Source organism: Pseudomonas sp. ASL8 (genome assembly GCF_056680355.1).
Map to the genome: position 1 here is coordinate 108,067 of NZ_CM155278.1, position 17,472 is coordinate 125,538.

14 protein-coding genes, 1 tRNA gene and 1 pseudogene are annotated in these 17,472 nt (G+C 56.0%); 5 read left to right on the forward strand and 11 right to left on the reverse strand.

Annotated elements, in window-relative coordinates:
• Positions 1-30: 30 nt before the first annotated feature.
• The 5 genes from AC1MEA_RS00545 to AC1MEA_RS00565 all read right to left on the reverse strand — a co-directional run bounded on the left by AC1MEA_RS00545 (position 31) and on the right by AC1MEA_RS00565 (position 5,575).
• Positions 31-324 (reverse strand): YcgL domain-containing protein, encoded by a 294-nt coding sequence (locus AC1MEA_RS00545; RefSeq protein ID WP_219064233.1) that lies wholly within the window; start codon positions 322-324, stop codon positions 31-33.
• Positions 321-1,454, reverse strand: coding sequence for a ribonuclease D (gene rnd, locus AC1MEA_RS00550; RefSeq protein WP_480916348.1), 1,134 nt, complete (start codon positions 1,452-1,454; stop codon positions 321-323). Before rnd ends, AC1MEA_RS00545 begins: the two co-directional genes overlap by 4 nt.
• 129 nt (positions 1,455-1,583) lie before the next feature.
• A complete protein-coding gene (locus AC1MEA_RS00555) occupies positions 1,584-2,276 on the reverse strand; it encodes a class I SAM-dependent methyltransferase (RefSeq protein WP_219064235.1) in 693 nt (230 codons plus the stop codon).
• A 74-nt stretch (positions 2,277-2,350) separates the two neighbouring features.
• Positions 2,351-4,000, reverse strand: a complete 1,650-nt coding sequence (locus AC1MEA_RS00560) for a phosphoethanolamine transferase (protein ID WP_219064236.1) — start codon at positions 3,998-4,000, stop codon at positions 2,351-2,353.
• A 207-nt stretch (positions 4,001-4,207) separates the two neighbouring features.
• Positions 4,208-5,575 (reverse strand): glutamine synthetase family protein, encoded by a 1,368-nt coding sequence (locus AC1MEA_RS00565; RefSeq protein WP_480916349.1) that lies wholly within the window; start codon positions 5,573-5,575, stop codon positions 4,208-4,210.
• A 523-nt stretch (positions 5,576-6,098) separates the two neighbouring features.
• On the opposite strand from AC1MEA_RS00565, the gene AC1MEA_RS00570 reads away from it, so the two are divergent.
• Positions 6,099-6,440 (forward strand): FKBP-type peptidyl-prolyl cis-trans isomerase, encoded by a 342-nt coding sequence (locus AC1MEA_RS00570; RefSeq protein ID WP_219064238.1) that lies wholly within the window; start codon positions 6,099-6,101, stop codon positions 6,438-6,440.
• 11 nt (positions 6,441-6,451) lie between these two features.
• On the opposite strand, the pseudogene AC1MEA_RS00575 reads toward AC1MEA_RS00570, so the two are convergent.
• Positions 6,452-7,360: pseudogene (locus tag AC1MEA_RS00575) on the reverse strand (methyl-accepting chemotaxis protein); the annotation flags it as partial.
• 977 nt (positions 7,361-8,337) lie between these two features.
• On the opposite strand from AC1MEA_RS00575, the gene AC1MEA_RS00580 reads away from it, so the two are divergent.
• Positions 8,338-9,624: a putative porin gene (locus AC1MEA_RS00580; RefSeq protein WP_480916350.1), complete on the forward strand. Its 1,287-nt coding sequence runs from the start codon at positions 8,338-8,340 to the stop codon at positions 9,622-9,624.
• Positions 9,625-9,787: 163 nt separating this feature from the next.
• On the opposite strand, the gene AC1MEA_RS00585 is transcribed toward AC1MEA_RS00580, so the two are convergent.
• Together AC1MEA_RS00585 and AC1MEA_RS00590 are read right to left on the reverse strand one after the other, a co-directional pair.
• A complete protein-coding gene (locus tag AC1MEA_RS00585; protein WP_480916351.1) occupies positions 9,788-11,410 on the reverse strand; it encodes a GMC family oxidoreductase in 1,623 nt (540 codons plus the stop codon).
• A gap of 128 nt (positions 11,411-11,538) precedes the next feature.
• Positions 11,539-13,227, reverse strand: a complete 1,689-nt coding sequence (locus AC1MEA_RS00590) for an NAD-dependent malic enzyme (protein WP_449632771.1) — start codon at positions 13,225-13,227, stop codon at positions 11,539-11,541.
• A gap of 506 nt (positions 13,228-13,733) precedes the next feature.
• Between AC1MEA_RS00590 and AC1MEA_RS00595 the strand changes: the two genes are divergently transcribed.
• Complete coding sequence (locus AC1MEA_RS00595; protein WP_449632772.1) at positions 13,734-14,015, forward strand: hypothetical protein; 282 nt, start codon at positions 13,734-13,736, stop codon at positions 14,013-14,015.
• A gap of 231 nt (positions 14,016-14,246) precedes the next feature.
• Entirely contained in the window at positions 14,247-14,495 is a 249-nt protein-coding gene (locus tag AC1MEA_RS00600) for a hypothetical protein (RefSeq protein ID WP_219064246.1), read from the forward strand.
• 37 nt (positions 14,496-14,532) lie between these two features.
• Here the strand turns inward: AC1MEA_RS00600 and AC1MEA_RS00605 are convergent, their stop codons facing one another.
• Complete coding sequence (locus tag AC1MEA_RS00605) at positions 14,533-14,778, reverse strand: hypothetical protein (protein WP_480916352.1); 246 nt, start codon at positions 14,776-14,778, stop codon at positions 14,533-14,535.
• Between the two features lie 745 nt (positions 14,779-15,523).
• Between AC1MEA_RS00605 and AC1MEA_RS00610 the strand changes: the two genes are divergently transcribed.
• Positions 15,524-16,396, forward strand: a complete 873-nt coding sequence (locus AC1MEA_RS00610) for an undecaprenyl-diphosphate phosphatase (RefSeq protein ID WP_480916353.1) — start codon at positions 15,524-15,526, stop codon at positions 16,394-16,396.
• A 150-nt stretch (positions 16,397-16,546) separates the two neighbouring features.
• Here AC1MEA_RS00610 and AC1MEA_RS00615 read toward each other — a convergent pair.
• Positions 16,547-16,636, reverse strand: a tRNA-Ser gene (locus AC1MEA_RS00615).
• Between the two features lie 93 nt (positions 16,637-16,729).
• Positions 16,730-17,440: a phosphoribosylaminoimidazolesuccinocarboxamide synthase gene (gene purC, locus AC1MEA_RS00620; protein ID WP_219064249.1), complete on the reverse strand. Its 711-nt coding sequence runs from the start codon at positions 17,438-17,440 to the stop codon at positions 16,730-16,732.
• Between the last annotated feature and the right edge of the window lie 32 nt (positions 17,441-17,472).

Sequence of the window (17,472 nt, forward strand, 5' to 3'; positions counted from 1 at the left end):
CACTGCGCCAACGTGTCGAACGAGAGCTCTTTACAGAGGATCGTTACGGCGCAGCAGCTCTTCGGGAAGATGCTCGATGTACTCGTCTTCTGCTGGTGGCATTTGCAGGTGATAGCCCTGCTTGTCGAGATTCTCAAGCACTTGATTGATGTCCTCGCGGGACAACTTGCGCTCGGGGCTAAGCACCAGATCGAACGTATGGGTCGGTGGCCCGAAAGCGATCAGCAAGTCTGCCGGCACCTTTTTGAGTGCATCACTTTTGAGCACATACAGGTACATCTCGTTTTTACGCGGGCTTCTATAAATGGAGCAAATACGTTTCAAGGCTGTTCTCCAGCAGAGGCAAGGCTGTCGAGCAGCGCTTGGCCCATCAGCTCGCGGCGCCAGCCACGCAGCGAATCAGGCAATTGATAGGGACCGTTGGGATAGCCGCTTTTCAGCAACGCTTCCAGGGTCTTTTTGCGCAGCATCAGTTCAGGGGCCATGTTCAGCCGTTCTGCTTGTTGCTGGCCGATAACACGTAACGTTTTCAGGACCGCTGCTGCTTCGATAGGCAATGGCTCGGGCAACGCTTGTGGCCACTGCTCCGGAGGCAGGCTGGCGGATTTCTTGATCAGATCGATCAGAAACTCACCGTCCTGCCGCACGGTTTTGGGATGAATATCTTCAATTTTTGCCAACGCGGAAAGGTTGTCCGGCTGGGTCTTGGCCAAGGGCCACAGTGAGTGCTCGCGAATAACCCGATTACGCGGCAAGTTGCGGTCCCGCGCCTCACGCTCGCGCCAGGCACACAACTCGCGCAGCACCGCCAACTGCGAGCGGGACAACTTCCACGCCAGCTTGGCTTCACGGTAAAGCTCGTCGGGATCGGTTTCGCGGCGCAGATTGGCGACCAATTCCGCACCGTCATCAAGCAGCCAGGCATGTTTCTCTTCGGACAGCTTGGGCTGCAGGATGCTGTAGACCTCAGCCAGATGCACTGCATCTTCCGCGGCGTAGCTGATCTGAGTCTCGGACAACGGACGCTGCAACCAGTCGGAACGGGTTTCGCCCTTGGGCAAGTCGATCCCCAGCACTTCCTGAACCAGACGCGAGTAGCCCATGGAAAACCCGAGGTTCAAGTACGCGGCAGCCAACTGCGTGTCGAACAACGGCGCAGGCAGACTGCCGGTCAGACGCAGGAGTACTTCCAGGTCTTCACTGCAGGCGTGGACCACTTTTATCACGGCGGGGTTTTCGAGCAGCGCGCACATTGGCCGCCAGTCGTTGATCAGCAACGGATCGATCAGGTAGGCGCGAGCACCATCACCGATCTGCAACAGCGCGGCAATCGGGTAAAACGTGTCGACCCGCATGAATTCGGTGTCGAGGGCGACAAAGGGCAATGACTGCCATTCGAGGCAATGTTGGGCGAGGCTGGCGTCGTCGCGAATCCAGTGAATATCAATGGCCACACGGCTCTCCCTTGAAGAATGGCGCGCAGTATATATCGCCCTCACCGATTACCGCGCATCTGCACTGCAAGTCTTGAACAACTTCCTGCGATACAGCGAGGAAAGCCCGACCGATGATCGGGCTAAAACTTATGACTTACGCAACACATAAACCCGCCACATCGCATAGCCGGGCAGAACATCATGATGGCCGAGGATCTGGAAACCCGCCTGTTCGAATTCAGCTTCTATAGCGCCCCTGCTTACGACAAAGCGATTCATCCTCGAGACTGTCGGTTCAGTACTCGCGCGACCGCGCTCTAAACGCTTGCGCCGCCAGGCCTTGATGTTGCCATCCACCCACAGGGACACAATGACGGTGTCACGGGTCACCCTATGGAATTCACGCAGGATTGCCGAGCGTTGCTCACTGTCAGCGACATGATGAAACAGGCGCATGCAGAAAATGCAGTCCACCGCATTGGCTGACAAGTCGATAGAGAGTGGCGATGTCTGAAAGGTCTTGATCCGTTTAAGCTTTTCAGCTGGAAAGCTGGCCTCGGCGATGGCAAGCATCTCCAAGGAGTTGTCCGCTGCCAGGACCACCCGATTGGTATGTTCGGTCAGTACCGGCCAGAAACGGCCTGCATCACTGGGCAGGGCCAGAACCAACCCAGGGTCGCCAGCCACCTTCAAGGCGTGCCGGGCCAATTGCTCATCACGCCAATGGGCCAGTCGTCCTGAAAACCCAAGAGGGTGTTTTTCCAGAGAGTGCCGAGCGAGCTCATGCTCGCGCCGCCTGGAAAATTCACGATCAATGGGTGAGGGTGGTTGCGCAGACATGGCCAGCAGACTCTTTTTAAATGATCAGCAGATAAACGGCCAAAAAGCCAAAAACAAAGGTATCCATCACGACGCTATTGACTGGCCAACACACCGTCTGTCATCACGCCACGACAGCCCGCAAACATATCAAGGCCGGGGTCGTAGACGGTGCTGTTGACCTGCAACAAGCCGAGCATGGAGTGAAACAGGTTGTCTTGACTCAAGGGCACATTTCGCTGTTGCAGCAAACAGTTCGCATTGAGCGAAAACGCGCGCTGATAAGCCTCAGAAAACCAGGCCACCATCGGCACATGTTTTTGTTGGTCCGGCGCCAGCAGATAGGGCGTGCCGTGCAGGTACAAGTTGTACTCACCCAATGACTCGCCGTGATCGGACATGTACAGCATGGCGGTATCCACCTTGCCCTGATTGCTACGCAGGATATCGATCAAGCTGGCCAGGACATGGTCGGTGTACAACAAGGTATTGTCGTAACCGTTAACGATGCTTTCACGGCTGCAATTATTCAGGGCGTTGCTTTCACATACCGGGGTGAATTTTTCAAACGCCTTGGGGTAGCGTTTGAAATACTCGGGACCGTGACTGCCCATTTGATGAAGCACCAGGACCGTGTCCTGATCCAGGTTATCGATAAACTGTTGCAGGCCCTGCAGAAGGATTTCGTCGCGGCATTCGTTATTGGCACACAGCACGGGGTCTTTGAGCTTGCTCACGTCCTGGACGGTGACTCGATCACAGGTACCTTTGCAGCCTGACTGGTTGTCGCGCCAGACGACGTTCAGCCCGGCATGCTTGAGCACATCAAGCATGCCCTCTTGATTCTTGGCCTTGCTGGCGTTGTAGTCCTTGCGCTCCATGTTGGAAAACATGCAGGGCACCGACACGGCTGTCTCGGTACCGCAAGAATGTACGTCGCTGAAGGCAATCACACCCTTCTCTTTCTGAAGCTGCGGTGTTGTATCGCGGTCGTAGCCAAGGATCCCGAAATTCTCGGCTCGCGCACTCTCCCCCACCACCAGAACTGTCAATGATTTACGGGTGTGCAGGTCCCAGCCGGTTGATCGTTTGGCATCTTCACCAATTTTCACGAACGGGCGTTGCGCCGAAACGACCTGCTCACGCAAGTACCCTACCGAGGCACCAATATAATTGCTCGGCACTACCATCAAACGCAGTTCGTGGTGATTGCGAAACAAGGACGACAAGCCCTGATAGTTCGCCATCGCGACCACGCCAATCAGCCCGGCGCAGGCCACCGTGACCACGGCTTTACTGATCAGTTCATGGTGCCAGCGACGGTAGTTGATCGTGGTTTTCCAGAGGATCAAAGACGGCACGACACCCAACAAAACGATATACACAGCCATCTTCACCGAGAGCAAGTCACGCACTTCAGTGGCATTGGTTTCGGCAAAGTTTCGCAGCATTCCGGTGTCGATCATGACGCCGTACTGGCTCATGAAATAAGCCACGCTGGAACTGACCAAAAACAAGAATATCAAGACGGGCTTCAATACACGTTTGAACGCCAAAAACGTCAATACGATATTAAAAATGCAGAACACCATGACGCCAAAGGCAACGCGCATGGCGATGCCTTTCCAGTCGGCGTCCGTGATTGCAAAAAGGTGCTGCCACAGGGTTACGTTGAACCCGAACAGCAAAAAACAGCTGGCAAGCAGGGTGACAAGTTCAGGGCGTACAGCTTTGACGTTCAGCATGAGGTCTGCTTAATAAAATTTAAAATACGTCGAAACAAACCCGGTCACTGGCCACCTCCGACTCAGTAAATTCTACTCAATCAAGCATCAATTTTTTGTGAAAAGGATGCGAACGAAGGGGCCCGGATGGTTTCTTTTCCTGTAGGACAAGAAACCATGACAGGCCAGAGTCTTCGTTCAGCATGCCTACTGGCTACACTTGGCGGCCTAAGCCTGATGTAAATACCAGTGCCAATCCTGCTCGCCTACTTCACCCATGAACTGCCGATACTCGGCATGTTTGACGGCGAGATAGACCTGCAAAAACTCACTGCCAAATACATCCCGCGCCCAGCCAGAGGCTTCCAGCGCGCGTAAAGTCGTCAGCCAGTCTGTCGGCAATAATTGCGCGGCCTGCGCATAACCATTGCCTTCGACCGGTGCACCAGGGTCCAGTTGCTGGCGGATACCCACATGGATACCCGCCAGAATCGCGGCCGCCGCCAGGTAGGGATTGGCATCGGCGCCACAGATACGGTGCTCGATATGCCGTGTGTACGCTGGACCGCCCGGTACGCGCAGGCTGACCGTGCGATTGTCTACCCCCCAATTCGCCGCCAACGGTGCATAGCTGTTGGTCTGGAAACGACGATAAGAGTTGGCGTTCGGGCAGAACAGCAATAACGAATCAAGCAGCGTCGTGAGCATCCCGCCCACGGCATGGCGCAACAGTGGCGTGCCGTCAGCAGCATCGCTGGCGAACAGGTTATTGCCCTGCTCGTCCGCGAGACTGACGTGCATGTGCATGCCGGTGCCCGCCAGATCATCGAACGGCTTGGCCATGAAACAGGCAATCATTCCGTGCTTGTGCGCGATGCCTTTGACCAATCGCTTGTAACGGACCGCTTCGTCCATTGCCTGCAACGCATCGGCACGGTGCTCAAGGGTGATCTCTACTTGCCCCGGCGCATATTCAGAGATTGCCGTGCGTGCCGGAATCCCTTGCAACTTGCAGGCACTGTAAAGATCGGCGAGAAATGGCTCGATCTGCTCCAGTTCGCGTAAGCCGTACACCTGAGTCGCCACAGGCCGACCGCCATCTACATCGCGGTGCGGCTGAGGACGGCCATTGCTGTCACGCTGGCGATCAAGCAGATAAAACTCAAGCTCCGCCGCCATCACCGGGTAATACCCGTCAGCCTTGAGCCCATCGATAACCTTGACCAACAGGCGGCGCGGGTCCGCCACCGATGCCGGCATACCTTGCTCCGGGTGCATGCTGACCTGCACCGCCGCCGTGGGAATCTGCCGCCAGGGCATGCGCTGCAGACTGCCGGACACTGGATAAGCGCGGCAATCGATATCGCCCACGTCCCAGACCAGCCCGGAGTTTTCAACGTCTTCACCGTTGATGGTCAGGCCAAGAATCGTGCTTGGCAACGGCCGGCCGCTCTCATACACCGCGAGTAATTCATCACGGTGCAGCAACTTGCCGCGAGGTACGCCGTTGTTGTCGAGGATGAACAGTTCGAACATCTCGATATCTGGATTGAGCTCAAGAAAACTCTGGGCTTCTTGCAGGGGAGCAAAACTCATGGCGATTCACTTTTCCGTCCAGGCACGCGTTCAAGCGCTTGCCAGGTGGTAAACACACACGTTGCCGCACGTTGAAAAACGTCAGGCAAATGCGAATGAGGGTTTAACCAGAAAAAGAGCCATCCGGTGGACGCGCGTGGCGACAATGCCACAACGCCCAAAAGTCCAACTCGGAAGGGAGCGCGCAGCTGCCTGGCACCGACATCGGCAGGAGGTGTTGAGGCTGAACGCAGGCCACGGCTGTATCAGCCGAAAGCCCATGCCTGATCCCTCCGTCCAACCCATCCATAAAAAAAGCCGCCGACACTAGATGCGTTGCAGCGTCACACAGCGCTATAGGTCATTCAATCCAGTTTTAACAATGCTTGGTTACACGCGGACTAAACATTCGCCCTCCGCACCCTTCGTCAAATGCCCCACGGGGCAAGTTCGCTTTGATGGTGCAACGCCGTGGGCTACGATCACGCCTCCTGAACAGGCGTTGATAGCGTTTCAGCGTTTGTCGAATGAACGAGAGTACGTGATGAGCAGCGAATTACAGGTCGTGGACATTCAACTCGGTGACGGCAAGGCGGTGGTCAAAGGCGCCCTGATCACCACCCAATACAACGGCTTTCTGGAGGACGGAACCACGTTCGACTCCTCCTATGATCGCGGCAAGCCTTTCCAGTGCGTCATCGGCACCGGACGCGTGATCAAAGGCTGGGATCAAGGATTAATGGGCATGAAGGTCGGCGGCAAGCGCAAACTCTTTGTGCCTGCCCACCTCGCCTACGGCGAAAGGCAGGTCGGCGCCCACATCAAGCCGAACTCAAACCTGATTTTCGACATTGAGTTGCTGGAAGTACTGACCCGGGATGATTAATGACGCGACGGTCAGATCATTGCCGAAAGCCTGACGTCCGCCGCCAGCACCCGCTGAAGCTGACCATTGGCGGCGAATATCGGCACTGACACAGTGAAACAGAACGCGTCGGTTGCCGAGGAACGATACACCGGGGTGATATGGCTGCTCAGGCGCTCGGCAACCGCTCTGAACCAGGGCCGCTGCGACCAGTTACTGCCCTTGTAGCTTTTACTTTGGACGTGCTGTTCGGCAGAAATGTTTTCGCTGACCTGCGCACCGGTTCTGTCGACCAGATAGAACAATTCGAAACGAGCATCATGCAGCAGCGTGTCGCGCATAAATCGTTCTGCGCTGATGATGTCGCCATGCATTGCCGCGTCCATTGCCAGACGTTCGACGCTGGCTTGCACCTCTTTATGGATTTGCAAACGAAAACCACCCAGTCCGTCGAGCAGACGATCGCCACTCTTGCGCACGGCATCACTGTGGGTGAGCACCAGACCCGCCTTGCTGAGCAGGTCAGCGGCGACCCCGGCAATGTTCTGCACATCACGATTGATCGCGTGAACCGCGATGCCAATGTGTTCGGTACCGGCGGCGATATGACCCACGCGTTGATCGAGCTGATCCATCGCCGCTCGTGTGCTGTGCAAGTCTTCGCCCATGCGCGTCATGCCTTCACGACCATCGGCGACGGCGGCATGCATTTTCTGTCCAGCGGCGCCAAGCTGGTCCATGTCTGCACGGAAACGGTCGATGATGTGACTGACCTTCTTCGTAGACTCCGTGGTGTGCCCGGCCAGGCGCCGCACTTCATCGGCAACCACGGCAAAACCACGACCATGCTCGCCTGCGCGCGCCGCCTCGATAGCGGCATTGAGCGCCAAAAGATTGGTCTGTTGCGAGATGCTGGCGATCACACCGAGTACCTGACTGACCTCCTCCAGTTGCCCGAATAGCTGTCCAATCACCTCTTCGAGCTTCAATTCGCTGGCGCCAATAGCGTCCACCTGAACCAGCACCTCATTGCCGGTCTGCTGGCATTGTCGCAAGGTGGTGGCGACTTCAGTGGACAGTTTGGCGACCTGAGCGGCGCCCGGCACCAACTCGGAATCCAGCGTGGTACTGACTTCCTCGCTGGCGCTGGCAATGAGTTCCGAGGCTTTCGCCAGGGTCTGACCACTTTGTTCGGTGGCCGTCGCAATACGCGCCAGTTCCGGCGCGTGAGCGGCGATGTCGACCGATGCCGCGAGACTTTCCCCCAACCGTTGATGCAGGGTTTTGCTGAACCTGTTCAAACGCGCGTTCAACGGCTGGTGTTCAGACAACTGAACGGTGAGGTCAAGATCATCAAAAAGCATGCTCAAGGCATCATCGTCTTGGGCTCGGCGTTTCCGTGCGCGCAATAGCAACATACATGTCCCCCAGTTTTACCCAACACATGCAAGCAGAATGCCACCACCCGATCAGCAATCTCATGGGCCTGCAGGGTTGAAACGCACTCGAAAATGCCCGTTTTAGAATGCGTTCGTATCCCTACGGGTTTTTTTGGTGCGCAGCGTTGTGCTGATCACCCGCCGCTACCGCGTGCCTATTCACGATCTGGCATTCGTCACACTCCAGCCGTCAGACTGGACGCCCTCCATCCGCCGCATCAAACCCGAAAGTGCGCTACGCCGTCTGGGCGTAATTGCGCATCTCCCCTATGTCACCAGCAGCTCTAGATCAAGCCTTTTCGGTCAAACGGCCGTGTCACCAATCTGCTATCACTCTGCCACTTTTCTGTAATGATCTCCGGTAATACTGGCGCCAGTTTTTAGAACGAGGGGTTACTAACCCCCTCATGGCGCGTGCGGAAAGCGCCAGCTTTTCCTGAGGAGGCCTATGTCACCTCATCATAAATTTGGAGATCAATATGCGTTTTGTTTCTACACGAATTGCAGCGGGACTTTGTGGTGGCATGGTGTTGGCCATGAGCGTTCCAGCCAGTGCCGCAGTCGATGCAAAACTGCTCGAAATGCTCAAGGCCAATGGCTCCATCTCGCCCGCACAGTATGCTGAGCTGCAAACCGAGCTGAGCAAAGATCAGCAAGCTCAGCAACAGGCTGCCTCCCAACAGATCAAGAAAGATGACCTGACCGCGTTCGAGCAAAAAGTGGCTTGGGCTGCCAAGACCCAGTTCAAGGGCGATGTCCGCGTGCGCCAGGAGACCGTCAAGATCGACGGCGAATCCAACAATGGCGGCCGTGACAAGAACCGCCAACGCATCCGTGCTCGCTTGGGTGCTTATAGCGAAATCAACCCGCAGGTCGACACCGGTATCCGCATCGCCACTGGCGGCGGCGATGATGCCCGCTCCACCAACCAGGACCTGGATAACTACTTCGACAAGAAACAAATCTGGTTGGACCAGGCCTATATCGACTTCCACCCCAAAGCGGTGGAAAACCTTCACCTGATCGGCGGTAAAATGTCCCAGCCGTGGGTGAGCATGGGCGATATTATCTGGGATAACGACATCAACCCCGAAGGTTTGGCTGCCACTTACAAATACCCGCTTGGCGGCAAAACCGAGCTGTTCGGCAGCGCCGGTCACTACACGCTCAAAGACAACGTCGATGGCGATGGCGTGCAATTCCGCCACGACCTGCGCCTGTACGCAGGTCAGCTCGGTGCTCGCTTCGCGCCGACCGATAGCCTCAAGGTCACCTTGGGCGGCAGCGTCTATGCCTATGACAACGACAAGGACAGCCACTGCACAACGACAACCACGCCTTGCGCGCTGGCTGTCAACGGCAACTCCACCACCGACTTCCGACTGTACGAAGGCTTCGGTCAGGTGGACATCAGCAACCTGCCAGTACCGCTCACGCTCTATGGGCAATATGTTGTCAACGGCGGGACCAGCAGCGACCAGGACACCGCTTGGCTGACGGGCTTCAAGACGCGCCTGTATGTCTTCAACCTCGATTACAACTACCGCGATGTTCAGCGCAACGCGGTGGTCGGCGCCTTCACCGACTCTGACTTCGCCAACGGCACCACCGGTTCGCGTGGGCACAAGTTCAAAGTGGGTTACGACATCGACAAGAACTTCGCACTCGGCGCCACTTACTACATGGCTGACGCAGATTACGCCAGCCGCACCCAGAAAGACGCCAGCACCAACACCCTACAGTTGGATGTGGAAGCGAAGTTCTAAAGCCTGACCTCTCGTTGTGATTGGAACGCTGAAGTCATTCAGCGTTTTCCCCTATAGGCTGGCCGCTGGCGCGTTGATCCCCTCTCATCCGTCGATTGCGCCATTCGCACCAGCCTGTCTTTCAATCTTCCTTTTTGCTCGGCATGGCGTTGGCGTCGCACCTTTACTCTGGTCTGATCGCAGCCCCGTCAGCAAGAATCATCTCGGCAGCCTTCTCGGCGATCATCAGGGTCGGCGAACAGGTGTTGCCCGACACAATCGTCGGCATGATCGACGCATCCACCACGCGCAAACCACTGATACCTCGCACCCGCAGACGCTCATCGACAACAGCATCGCTGCCCTGCCCCATCTTGCAGGTGCCGACAGGATGAAAAATCGTCGTGCCAATGCTACTGGCGGCCTGACGCAGTTGTTCTTCGCTTTGCAGACTCGCGCCAGGCAGATACTCCACCGGCTGAAAACTCGCCAACGCAGGCGCCGCGACAATCCGCCGGGTCAGGCGTATCGCATCGGCCGCCACATGGAGATCGGCTTCATGGCTTAAATAGTTCGGGCGAATCGCAGGCGGCTCATCCACAAGGGCAGAACGAATTTCGACCGTCCCGCGACTCTGGGGCCGCAGATTGCAGACTGAAGCAGTGAACGCGGCAAAGCTGTGTAACGGCTCACCGAAGCGCTCCAGCGATAACGGTTGCACGTGATATTCAAGATTGGCCGAGCGCTGCTCAGGGTCCGAGCGGGCGAAGGCGCCCAATTGGCTTGGCGCCATCGCCAATGGACCGCTGCGATTGATCGCGTAACGCAGGCCCATGTTCATCTTGCCCCAAAGGCTGCCGACCATCTGATTGAGGGTCTGACCGTTACTGATCTGATAGATCAACCGCAGTTGAAGATGATCCTGCAGATTGCTCCCTACGCCTGGCAACTCATGGCGCACACCGATACCGAGCTTCTCAAGCAAGGGTCGCGGACCGATGCCCGAACGCTGCAACAGCGCTGGAGAACCGATGGCCCCGCAACACAGAATGATCTCGCGGCGAGCGCGCAGGTGCTGCTCGCGCTGCTGAACACGCGCAACGACGGCACTCGCGCGGCCGTTCTCGAATTCGATACGGGACGCTTCCACGCCGGTGAGGACTGTCAGATTCTTGCGCTGTGCGACAGGTCGCAAAAATGCCTTGGAAGCATTCCAGCGCACGCCACGCCGCTGATTGACCTGGAAGTAACTGCAACCTTCATTGTCACCGCCGTTAAAGTCGTCGATAGACTCGATGCCGGTCTGCGCTGCGGCCTGGCGAAAAGCGTCCAGAATGCCCCACGATAATCGCTGCTGTTCAACCCGCCATTCGCCCCCCGCGCCATGCATGACAGAGTCGCCGGCGTAGTGATTTTCTGAGCGTTTGAATAACGGCAACACCTCTTTCCAACCCCAGCCCACATTGCCTTGAGCCCCCCAGTCATCATAATCACGAGCCTGGCCACGCATATAAATCATGCCGTTGATGGATGAACTGCCGCCCAGCACTTTGCCTCGGGGGTAGTTGAGCGAACGACCATTAAGACCGGGTTCGGCCTCAGTTTTGAAGCACCAATCGGTACGTGGGTTGCCGATGCAGTAGAGATAGCCGACCGGGATGTGGATCCAGGGGTAGTTGTCCAGCCCGCCGGCTTCAAGTAACAGCACGCGGTGTGCAGGGTTTTGCGAAAGCCGATTGGCCAGCAGGCAGCCCGCGGGTCCGGCACCGACAATCACATAGTCATACGGCTCACTCGTCGCTTGCATGCAGCCCTCGCTGGTCTTCTTATTGTTTTGTTGTCCGGGGCCATCCTATGCTTTCTCCAAGAAAACGAAAGGCCGCTGCAAGTTGCCTTGCAGCGGCCTTTATCAACGGTTTTTAAGCCGGGTGACGATTAAACAGACTTGCGGCGATAGTCGCGGTAGTTAGGCATCCAGAAGTTGCGCCCGATTGCGGCGAGCAATACATCTTCTGAGGTTTCCAGCGCCACGCCGTCAGCCTGAGCCTGCTTGGCGACCGCCAAGGCAATTTTCCTGCTGACTGCCTGGATATCCTTGATCGGTGGCAGCACTGCATCGCCCAGCCCCGTCACCATCGGCGAGCACTCCGCTAATGCGTTGGACGCGGCCATCAACATTTTATCGGTGATTCTCGAGGCTTTGCTTGCGATGACGCCCAAGCCAATCCCGGGAAAAATGTAAGAGTTGTTGCATTGAGCAATATGGACCGTACGGCCATTGATCGATACCGGAGCAAACGGACTGCCGGTGGCGACCAGGGCGTTGCCATCGGTCCAGCGCAGGATTTCCTCCGGCGTGGCCTCGACTTTAGAGGTTGGGTTGGACATCGGCATCACCAACGGCTTGGCGCAATGCTTGTGCATTTCGCGGACTACCTGTTCGGTAAACAAGCCGCGCTGGCCCGACACGCCAATCATGACGGTGGCATTGGCGTGGGTGACCACATCGAGCAATTGCGGGAATCCCTCGTCGCCTGCCCAGCCCGCTACATCAGCGGTTTTCTGCGCCAGCCGCTGTTGAAATTCCAGCAGGCCCGTCATGTTCTCGGTCAGCAAGCCATAGCGGTCGACCATGAAAATGCGCTTGCGTGCTTCGCTCTCACTCAGCCCTTGTATCTGCATCGCTGCAATGATGTGTTCGGCAATGCCACAGCCTGCCGAACCGGCACCGACAAACACCACCACCTGCTCGCCGAGGGTCTCGCCCTTGGCTTTGCAGGCCGCAAGTAACGTACCCACCGCGACCGAAGCAGTACCTTGAATGTCATCGTTGAAGCAGCACAATTGGTCCCTGTACTTATTCAGCAATGGCATCGCATTCGATTGGGCGAAGTCTTCGAACTGCAGCAATACGTCAGGCCAGCGACGCTGCACCGCCTCGATGAACATCGCAACGAATTCTTCGTACTCCTGACCGGTTACCCGCTCATGGCGCCAGCCCATGTACATCGGGTCGTCCAGCAATTCACGGTTGTTGGTCCCGACGTCGAGCACAATCGGCAACGTGTAGGCCGGGCTGATCCCGCCGCACGCGGTGTAGAGGGACAACTTACCGATGGGGATGCCCATGCCGCCAATGCCCTGGTCGCCCAGGCCGAGAATTCGCTCACTGTCGGTGACTACGATGATCTTGATCTGGTCCTTGGTCGCGCTGCGCAGAATGTCGTCAATACGGTCGCGCTCCGGATACGAGACAAACAGTCCCCGATGGGTGCGATAGATTTTCGAGAACTCCTGACACGCCTGGCCAACCGTCGGCGTATAGATGATCGGCAGCATTTCATCCAGGTGCGAGTCGAGCAGACGGAAGAACAACGTCTCGTTGTTGTCCTGAATCGAGCGCAGATAAATGTGCTTGTCGAGATCGCTGGCGCATTGGTTGTACTGGCTGAAAACCCGAGCCACTTGCTCTTCGATCGTCTCCACGTTCTGCGGCAGCAGCCCGATCAAGTTGAACTCGACCCTCTCCTGCGGCGTGAAAGCACTGCCTTTGTTCAGCAGCGGCATCTCCAGCAACGAAGGGCCGGCGTAAGAAATATATAAAGGACGCGAGGTTTTGTTCATGTTCAGTGATCGCCTTTTTTCGTTTTACTCTGAAATTTTCGATACGAAACCAAGGTGGATAGCCGGAGCCTGACGGCTCTCTATTCAACCCGCCTCAGCAATCTCAAGGGACGAGATTGCGCTGCTTATCTTACTCGCGGTCGAGCCATTGCAGCAGCGTGATCATCGTACAACTTGATGACAGCGGAGATAGCACCCGCAACGGCGTGGTCGCCGACGCTCGAATCGACCACGGTAGTCCACCAAAAAGTAGTTTTTTATACGCGGCACTGTCAGCCAGATAGCGCGAAAAGTGCGCGCTAGAGCGGCAAAAACCGCCTATCGCAGGGAGGGTAATAACTGTTCAGTTTTGTTTAATTCAGTGTAAAAATGTTGACTCATCGGGCGTCGCTTAGGAGCGAGTTGTCGTCTTTTACCAGGAAGATTCAACGGGTGGAATTTTTCGCCCAACGAAGGGTTAAATCCAAGATAGAACGGCCCTTCGAGATTGAAAAAAGGAGCTCAGAATGATTCACGATAAATTCAAGAAAGTCACCGGTGTCAGCTGGGAAGAAGCAGCAACAAGGAGCAACCAACTTTTCTTTGAAGCGGATCAACTTGATAATCATGCGTATTCGCTTCTTAAGAAAGAAACGCTGAATCCAGATATCTGGAACGAATTTTCAACTGCAAAAAGAAGGGCCGAAAAAAAGTACGTTGAAGCGCGCGTAGAGTGGCAACGCATTAAAAGCATTCTCGGTTCTATCAATAAGCCCGCCGGGAAATCAGCGAGGCAATCTGTACATTAAAGGCATTCAGCGTGGAAAGGTTTAACGGGGCTGCCTGCCTCACGTCACCTTTCCGCTAAAGACATTTTCAGGCCGGCACGGGGATGTGTCGGCCTCGCTTGATTATCCAGCGCCAACGCCCCCCCTCTTAGATCAGGCTGCGCGGGTTGCAGGTATTCTCCACTGTCGCCAGAGCAGGCAACGACGTTTTCGACGCAGACAGCCGTCGTCAATCTCAATGGAGAAGCCAGCATGTCCAGCAACCTGCCCAACGACCCCACCCTCGCCCTGCTCAACCGACTCAATCAAAACATCACCGCCCTCGGTTCTGCCGTGAATGAGATCCGCGCATGGATTGATCAGCATGGATCGCCAGAGGTGTCGGCAGCCATCATGACGCAGCTCGCCGTGGTCGAGGGAAACGCTGGCTTCATCGCCACCGCCATGGCCGATCTGCAAGCCAGGCGAGAACCGGAAGACGAAATCGACCCGGAAGACTGACGCCTGTCACGCAAGGCCGTATCAGTGGCCGACAGACCTAAAGTCTGTCCGCCTGATCAATCATATTGGTCGCCAGCTTGATGCCCTGTTTTTTTGCATCTTCGAAGCTCTTGTAAATCGCTTTTTCATGCAGATTATGAATATTGTCCTCGGCGTACTTCACGGTAATACGAAGCCCCTTCGGGATTGGATCGCCTGGGTCGCCCCACTCGAAATCAATCATCGCGTCCCTGCCGTTTGGATGGACGTAATTAATCGAGTGCGGTCTGTCTACGGATACCATTTCGCTCTCCCTGATCGTCGGTGATGTGCTCAACTTAATCATTAGCCCACAAACCCGAATCACGCCAACCGGCAAGTGACATGGTCATCGCGCACAATCATGCGGCGTTGGCGGGATAGAGGGAGGGAGTAAAAGAGATCAATGAGCCCAATGCGCGTGTGCTGGAACAGCAGTTGGCCAAATGCGCAGCAATTTACCCTCAGGTCGGCATTCGGGCCCATTGATCATCACCCAACTCAATGTTGGATTGTTTCCATTTAGATAAATGGAGGTTGGTCGCCCGCCTACCACCCCGTTTCCTACCGGCTAGTTCAAGGTGGGGCCGAGCAGGTCTATTTTTAACAAAACACGTTTTAAGGGTCTAGTAACCTTTCGTCCTACCTTTATGAGCGTAGGTGATATACAGCCTCAGGCCTGTCAGTGGCTGGCTGCGCCCGCTCCTGCGCGAGAAAAACTAATTATTTCTTACCGGAGAGTCGCTTTAAATCTCAGCTAGACTCCGCCTGTTGGAGGAAGTCGTCGCCCTCTAAAACGCGCTTTCGCAGGCGCTCCGGGTTAACAGCAATGATCTCGACAGCAGGTAAAGAACCCTTAAAAACAAAACCATTATTCGGCTCTTCGTCACCATAAACGACCGCCGGACGTAGCGGTTCAGTTCAGGATCCTTTGTCCATTACCGAGATTATCCAAGCATCGCTTGGTGCTTTCCGGAGAGTGGAGAAACCTTATTCTTTAGGAAAAAACTTTGACAAACGTCTGCTCCAGCGGCCTTGATATTGGCTTTGCTTCTCTGGATTACATGCAAATTGGCATCCTGGGCATCATCCAAGGCATCACCGAGTTATTACCCGTTTCATCCACTGCACACATGCGAATCGTACCGGCCCTTCTCGGCTGGCCCGATCCCGGCTCGGCGTTTTCCGCCGCCATGCAGTTGGCCGCGCTGGCTGCGGTCGTCAGCTATTTCTGGCGTGACGTGCGGGAAGTCGTCACTGGAAGCATCGGCGCCGTGCAACGGCGTGACTTCAGCAACCAGTCATTCAAGCTGGCAGTTGCCATTGTGCTCGCGACCATCCCTATTGGTATCGCAGGCCTGGCCTTGTCCTCGACACTCAATGCGTGCGACTCACCATTAAGAGGCCTGATGGTGATTGGTATCTCATGCGTTGTGATGGCCGTTCTGCTGGCTGCGGCTGAACTTAGCTGTCGCCATCGCCGCACAGTGGGAGAGATGCGCCTGCGGGATGCATTAATCGTCGGCATTGCACAGATTGGCGCCTTGATACCCGGCGTTTCCCGCTCAGGTTCAACACTCACCGCAGCGCTTTTTCTTAACTTCAAACGCGAAGAAGCCGCGCGCTTCTCATTTCTGCTTGGGCTGCCCGCTATCGCGCTGGCCGGTCTGAAAGAGCTGTGGGTGCTGTTTCATGCGCATATCCCGGCCGAAGCGTGGTCACACCTGATTTTCGGCCTGGTGATCGCCAGCGTATCGGCATTTTGCGCCATCTGGGGCCTGATGAAGTTTCTGGAAAGATTCTCTACCTGGCCCTTCGTTATTTACCGGGCAGCACTGGGTGTTTTCCTGATTGTCGCGGTCAGCACCGGCTTTTTGAGCTAAACACCTTTAATCGTCAATAGAGCCCGGCCCTGAGCTGCATCCCGAAAATCAGGGCGGGCGTCCGACTGACAGGGCCAGTCCACGCGTTCGACAGAAACGAAAAAGCCCCTGTAATCTTCACGATTACAGGGGCTTTTCGTTAATCAATAATGGCGGAGAGATAGGGATTCGAACCCTAGGTACTGTCGCCAGTACAACGGATTTCGAATCCGTCCCATTCGGCCACTCTGGCATCTCTCCAACGGCGCGCATGATAACAGCTCAGGTGCAGAAGGCGAACCCCCTGCGAGGGAAATTTTCGCGTGCTATCAGGCGCTTGCGTAACTTTTTGCGTTAAAGCGGTACGCCGAGGCGTTTTGCGACTTCTTCGTAGGCTTCGATAACGTCACCGAGGCCCTGGCGGAAGCGGTCTTTGTCCATTTTCTTGCGGGTTTCTTTGTCCCACAGACGGCAGCCGTCCGGGCTGAATTCGTCACCGAGGACGATCTGGCCGTGGAATACGCCGAATTCGAGTTTGAAGTCGACCAGCAGCAGGCCAGCGTCGTCGAACAGTTTGCTCAGGACTTCATTGACCTTCAGGGACAGCTCTTTCATCCGAACCAGTTGTTCGGCGGTGCCCCAACCGAAAGCCACTACGTGGGATTCGTTGATGAACGGGTCGCCCTTCGCGTCGTCCTTGAGGAACAGCTCGAAGGTGTAAGGGTTGAGCTTGGTACCCTCTTCGATGCCGAGGCGTTTGACCAGGCTACCGGCGGCGTAGTTACGCACGACGCATTCGACCGGGATCATCTCGAGTTTTTTGACCAGGCATTCGTTATCGCCCAGCAGCTTGTCGAATTGGGTTGGGATACCCGCTTCTTCGAGCTTTTGCATGATGAAGGCGTTGAACTTGTTGTTCACCATGCCTTTGCGGTCGAGCTGTTCAATACGCTTGCCGTCGAACGCCGACGTGTCGTTGCGAAACAGCAGGATCAAGCGGTCAGCGTCGTCGGTGGTGTACACCGATTTGGCTTTGCCGCGGTAGAGTTCTTCACGTTTTTCCATGATGGGCTCCGCTTGCTAAAGTAGTTGGGCCA

What these genes read in the sequence shown, in the direction of transcription:
- AC1MEA_RS00595 (WP_449632772.1), top strand. Translation starts at nt 13,734, where the DNA reads ATGATTCACGATAAATTCAAGAAAGTCACCGGTGTCAGCTGGGAAGAA.
- AC1MEA_RS00585 (WP_480916351.1), bottom strand. Translation starts at nt 11,410, where the DNA reads ATGCAAGCGACGAGTGAGCCGTATGACTATGTGATTGTCGGTGCCGGA.
- AC1MEA_RS00605 (WP_480916352.1), bottom strand. Translation starts at nt 14,778, where the DNA reads ATGGTATCCGTAGACAGACCGCACTCGATTAATTACGTCCATCCAAAC.
- AC1MEA_RS00560 (WP_219064236.1), bottom strand. Translation starts at nt 4,000, where the DNA reads ATGCTGAACGTCAAAGCTGTACGCCCTGAACTTGTCACCCTGCTTGCC.
- AC1MEA_RS00555 (WP_219064235.1), bottom strand. Translation starts at nt 2,276, where the DNA reads ATGTCTGCGCAACCACCCTCACCCATTGATCGTGAATTTTCCAGGCGG.
- AC1MEA_RS00565 (WP_480916349.1), bottom strand. Translation starts at nt 5,575, where the DNA reads ATGAGTTTTGCTCCCCTGCAAGAAGCCCAGAGTTTTCTTGAGCTCAAT.
- AC1MEA_RS00590 (WP_449632771.1), bottom strand. Translation starts at nt 13,227, where the DNA reads ATGAACAAAACCTCGCGTCCTTTATATATTTCTTACGCCGGCCCTTCG.
- purC (WP_219064249.1), bottom strand. Translation starts at nt 17,440, where the DNA reads ATGGAAAAACGTGAAGAACTCTACCGCGGCAAAGCCAAATCGGTGTAC.
- AC1MEA_RS00580 (WP_480916350.1), top strand. Translation starts at nt 8,338, where the DNA reads ATGCGTTTTGTTTCTACACGAATTGCAGCGGGACTTTGTGGTGGCATG.
- AC1MEA_RS00600 (WP_219064246.1), top strand. Translation starts at nt 14,247, where the DNA reads ATGTCCAGCAACCTGCCCAACGACCCCACCCTCGCCCTGCTCAACCGA.
- AC1MEA_RS00570 (WP_219064238.1), top strand. Translation starts at nt 6,099, where the DNA reads ATGAGCAGCGAATTACAGGTCGTGGACATTCAACTCGGTGACGGCAAG.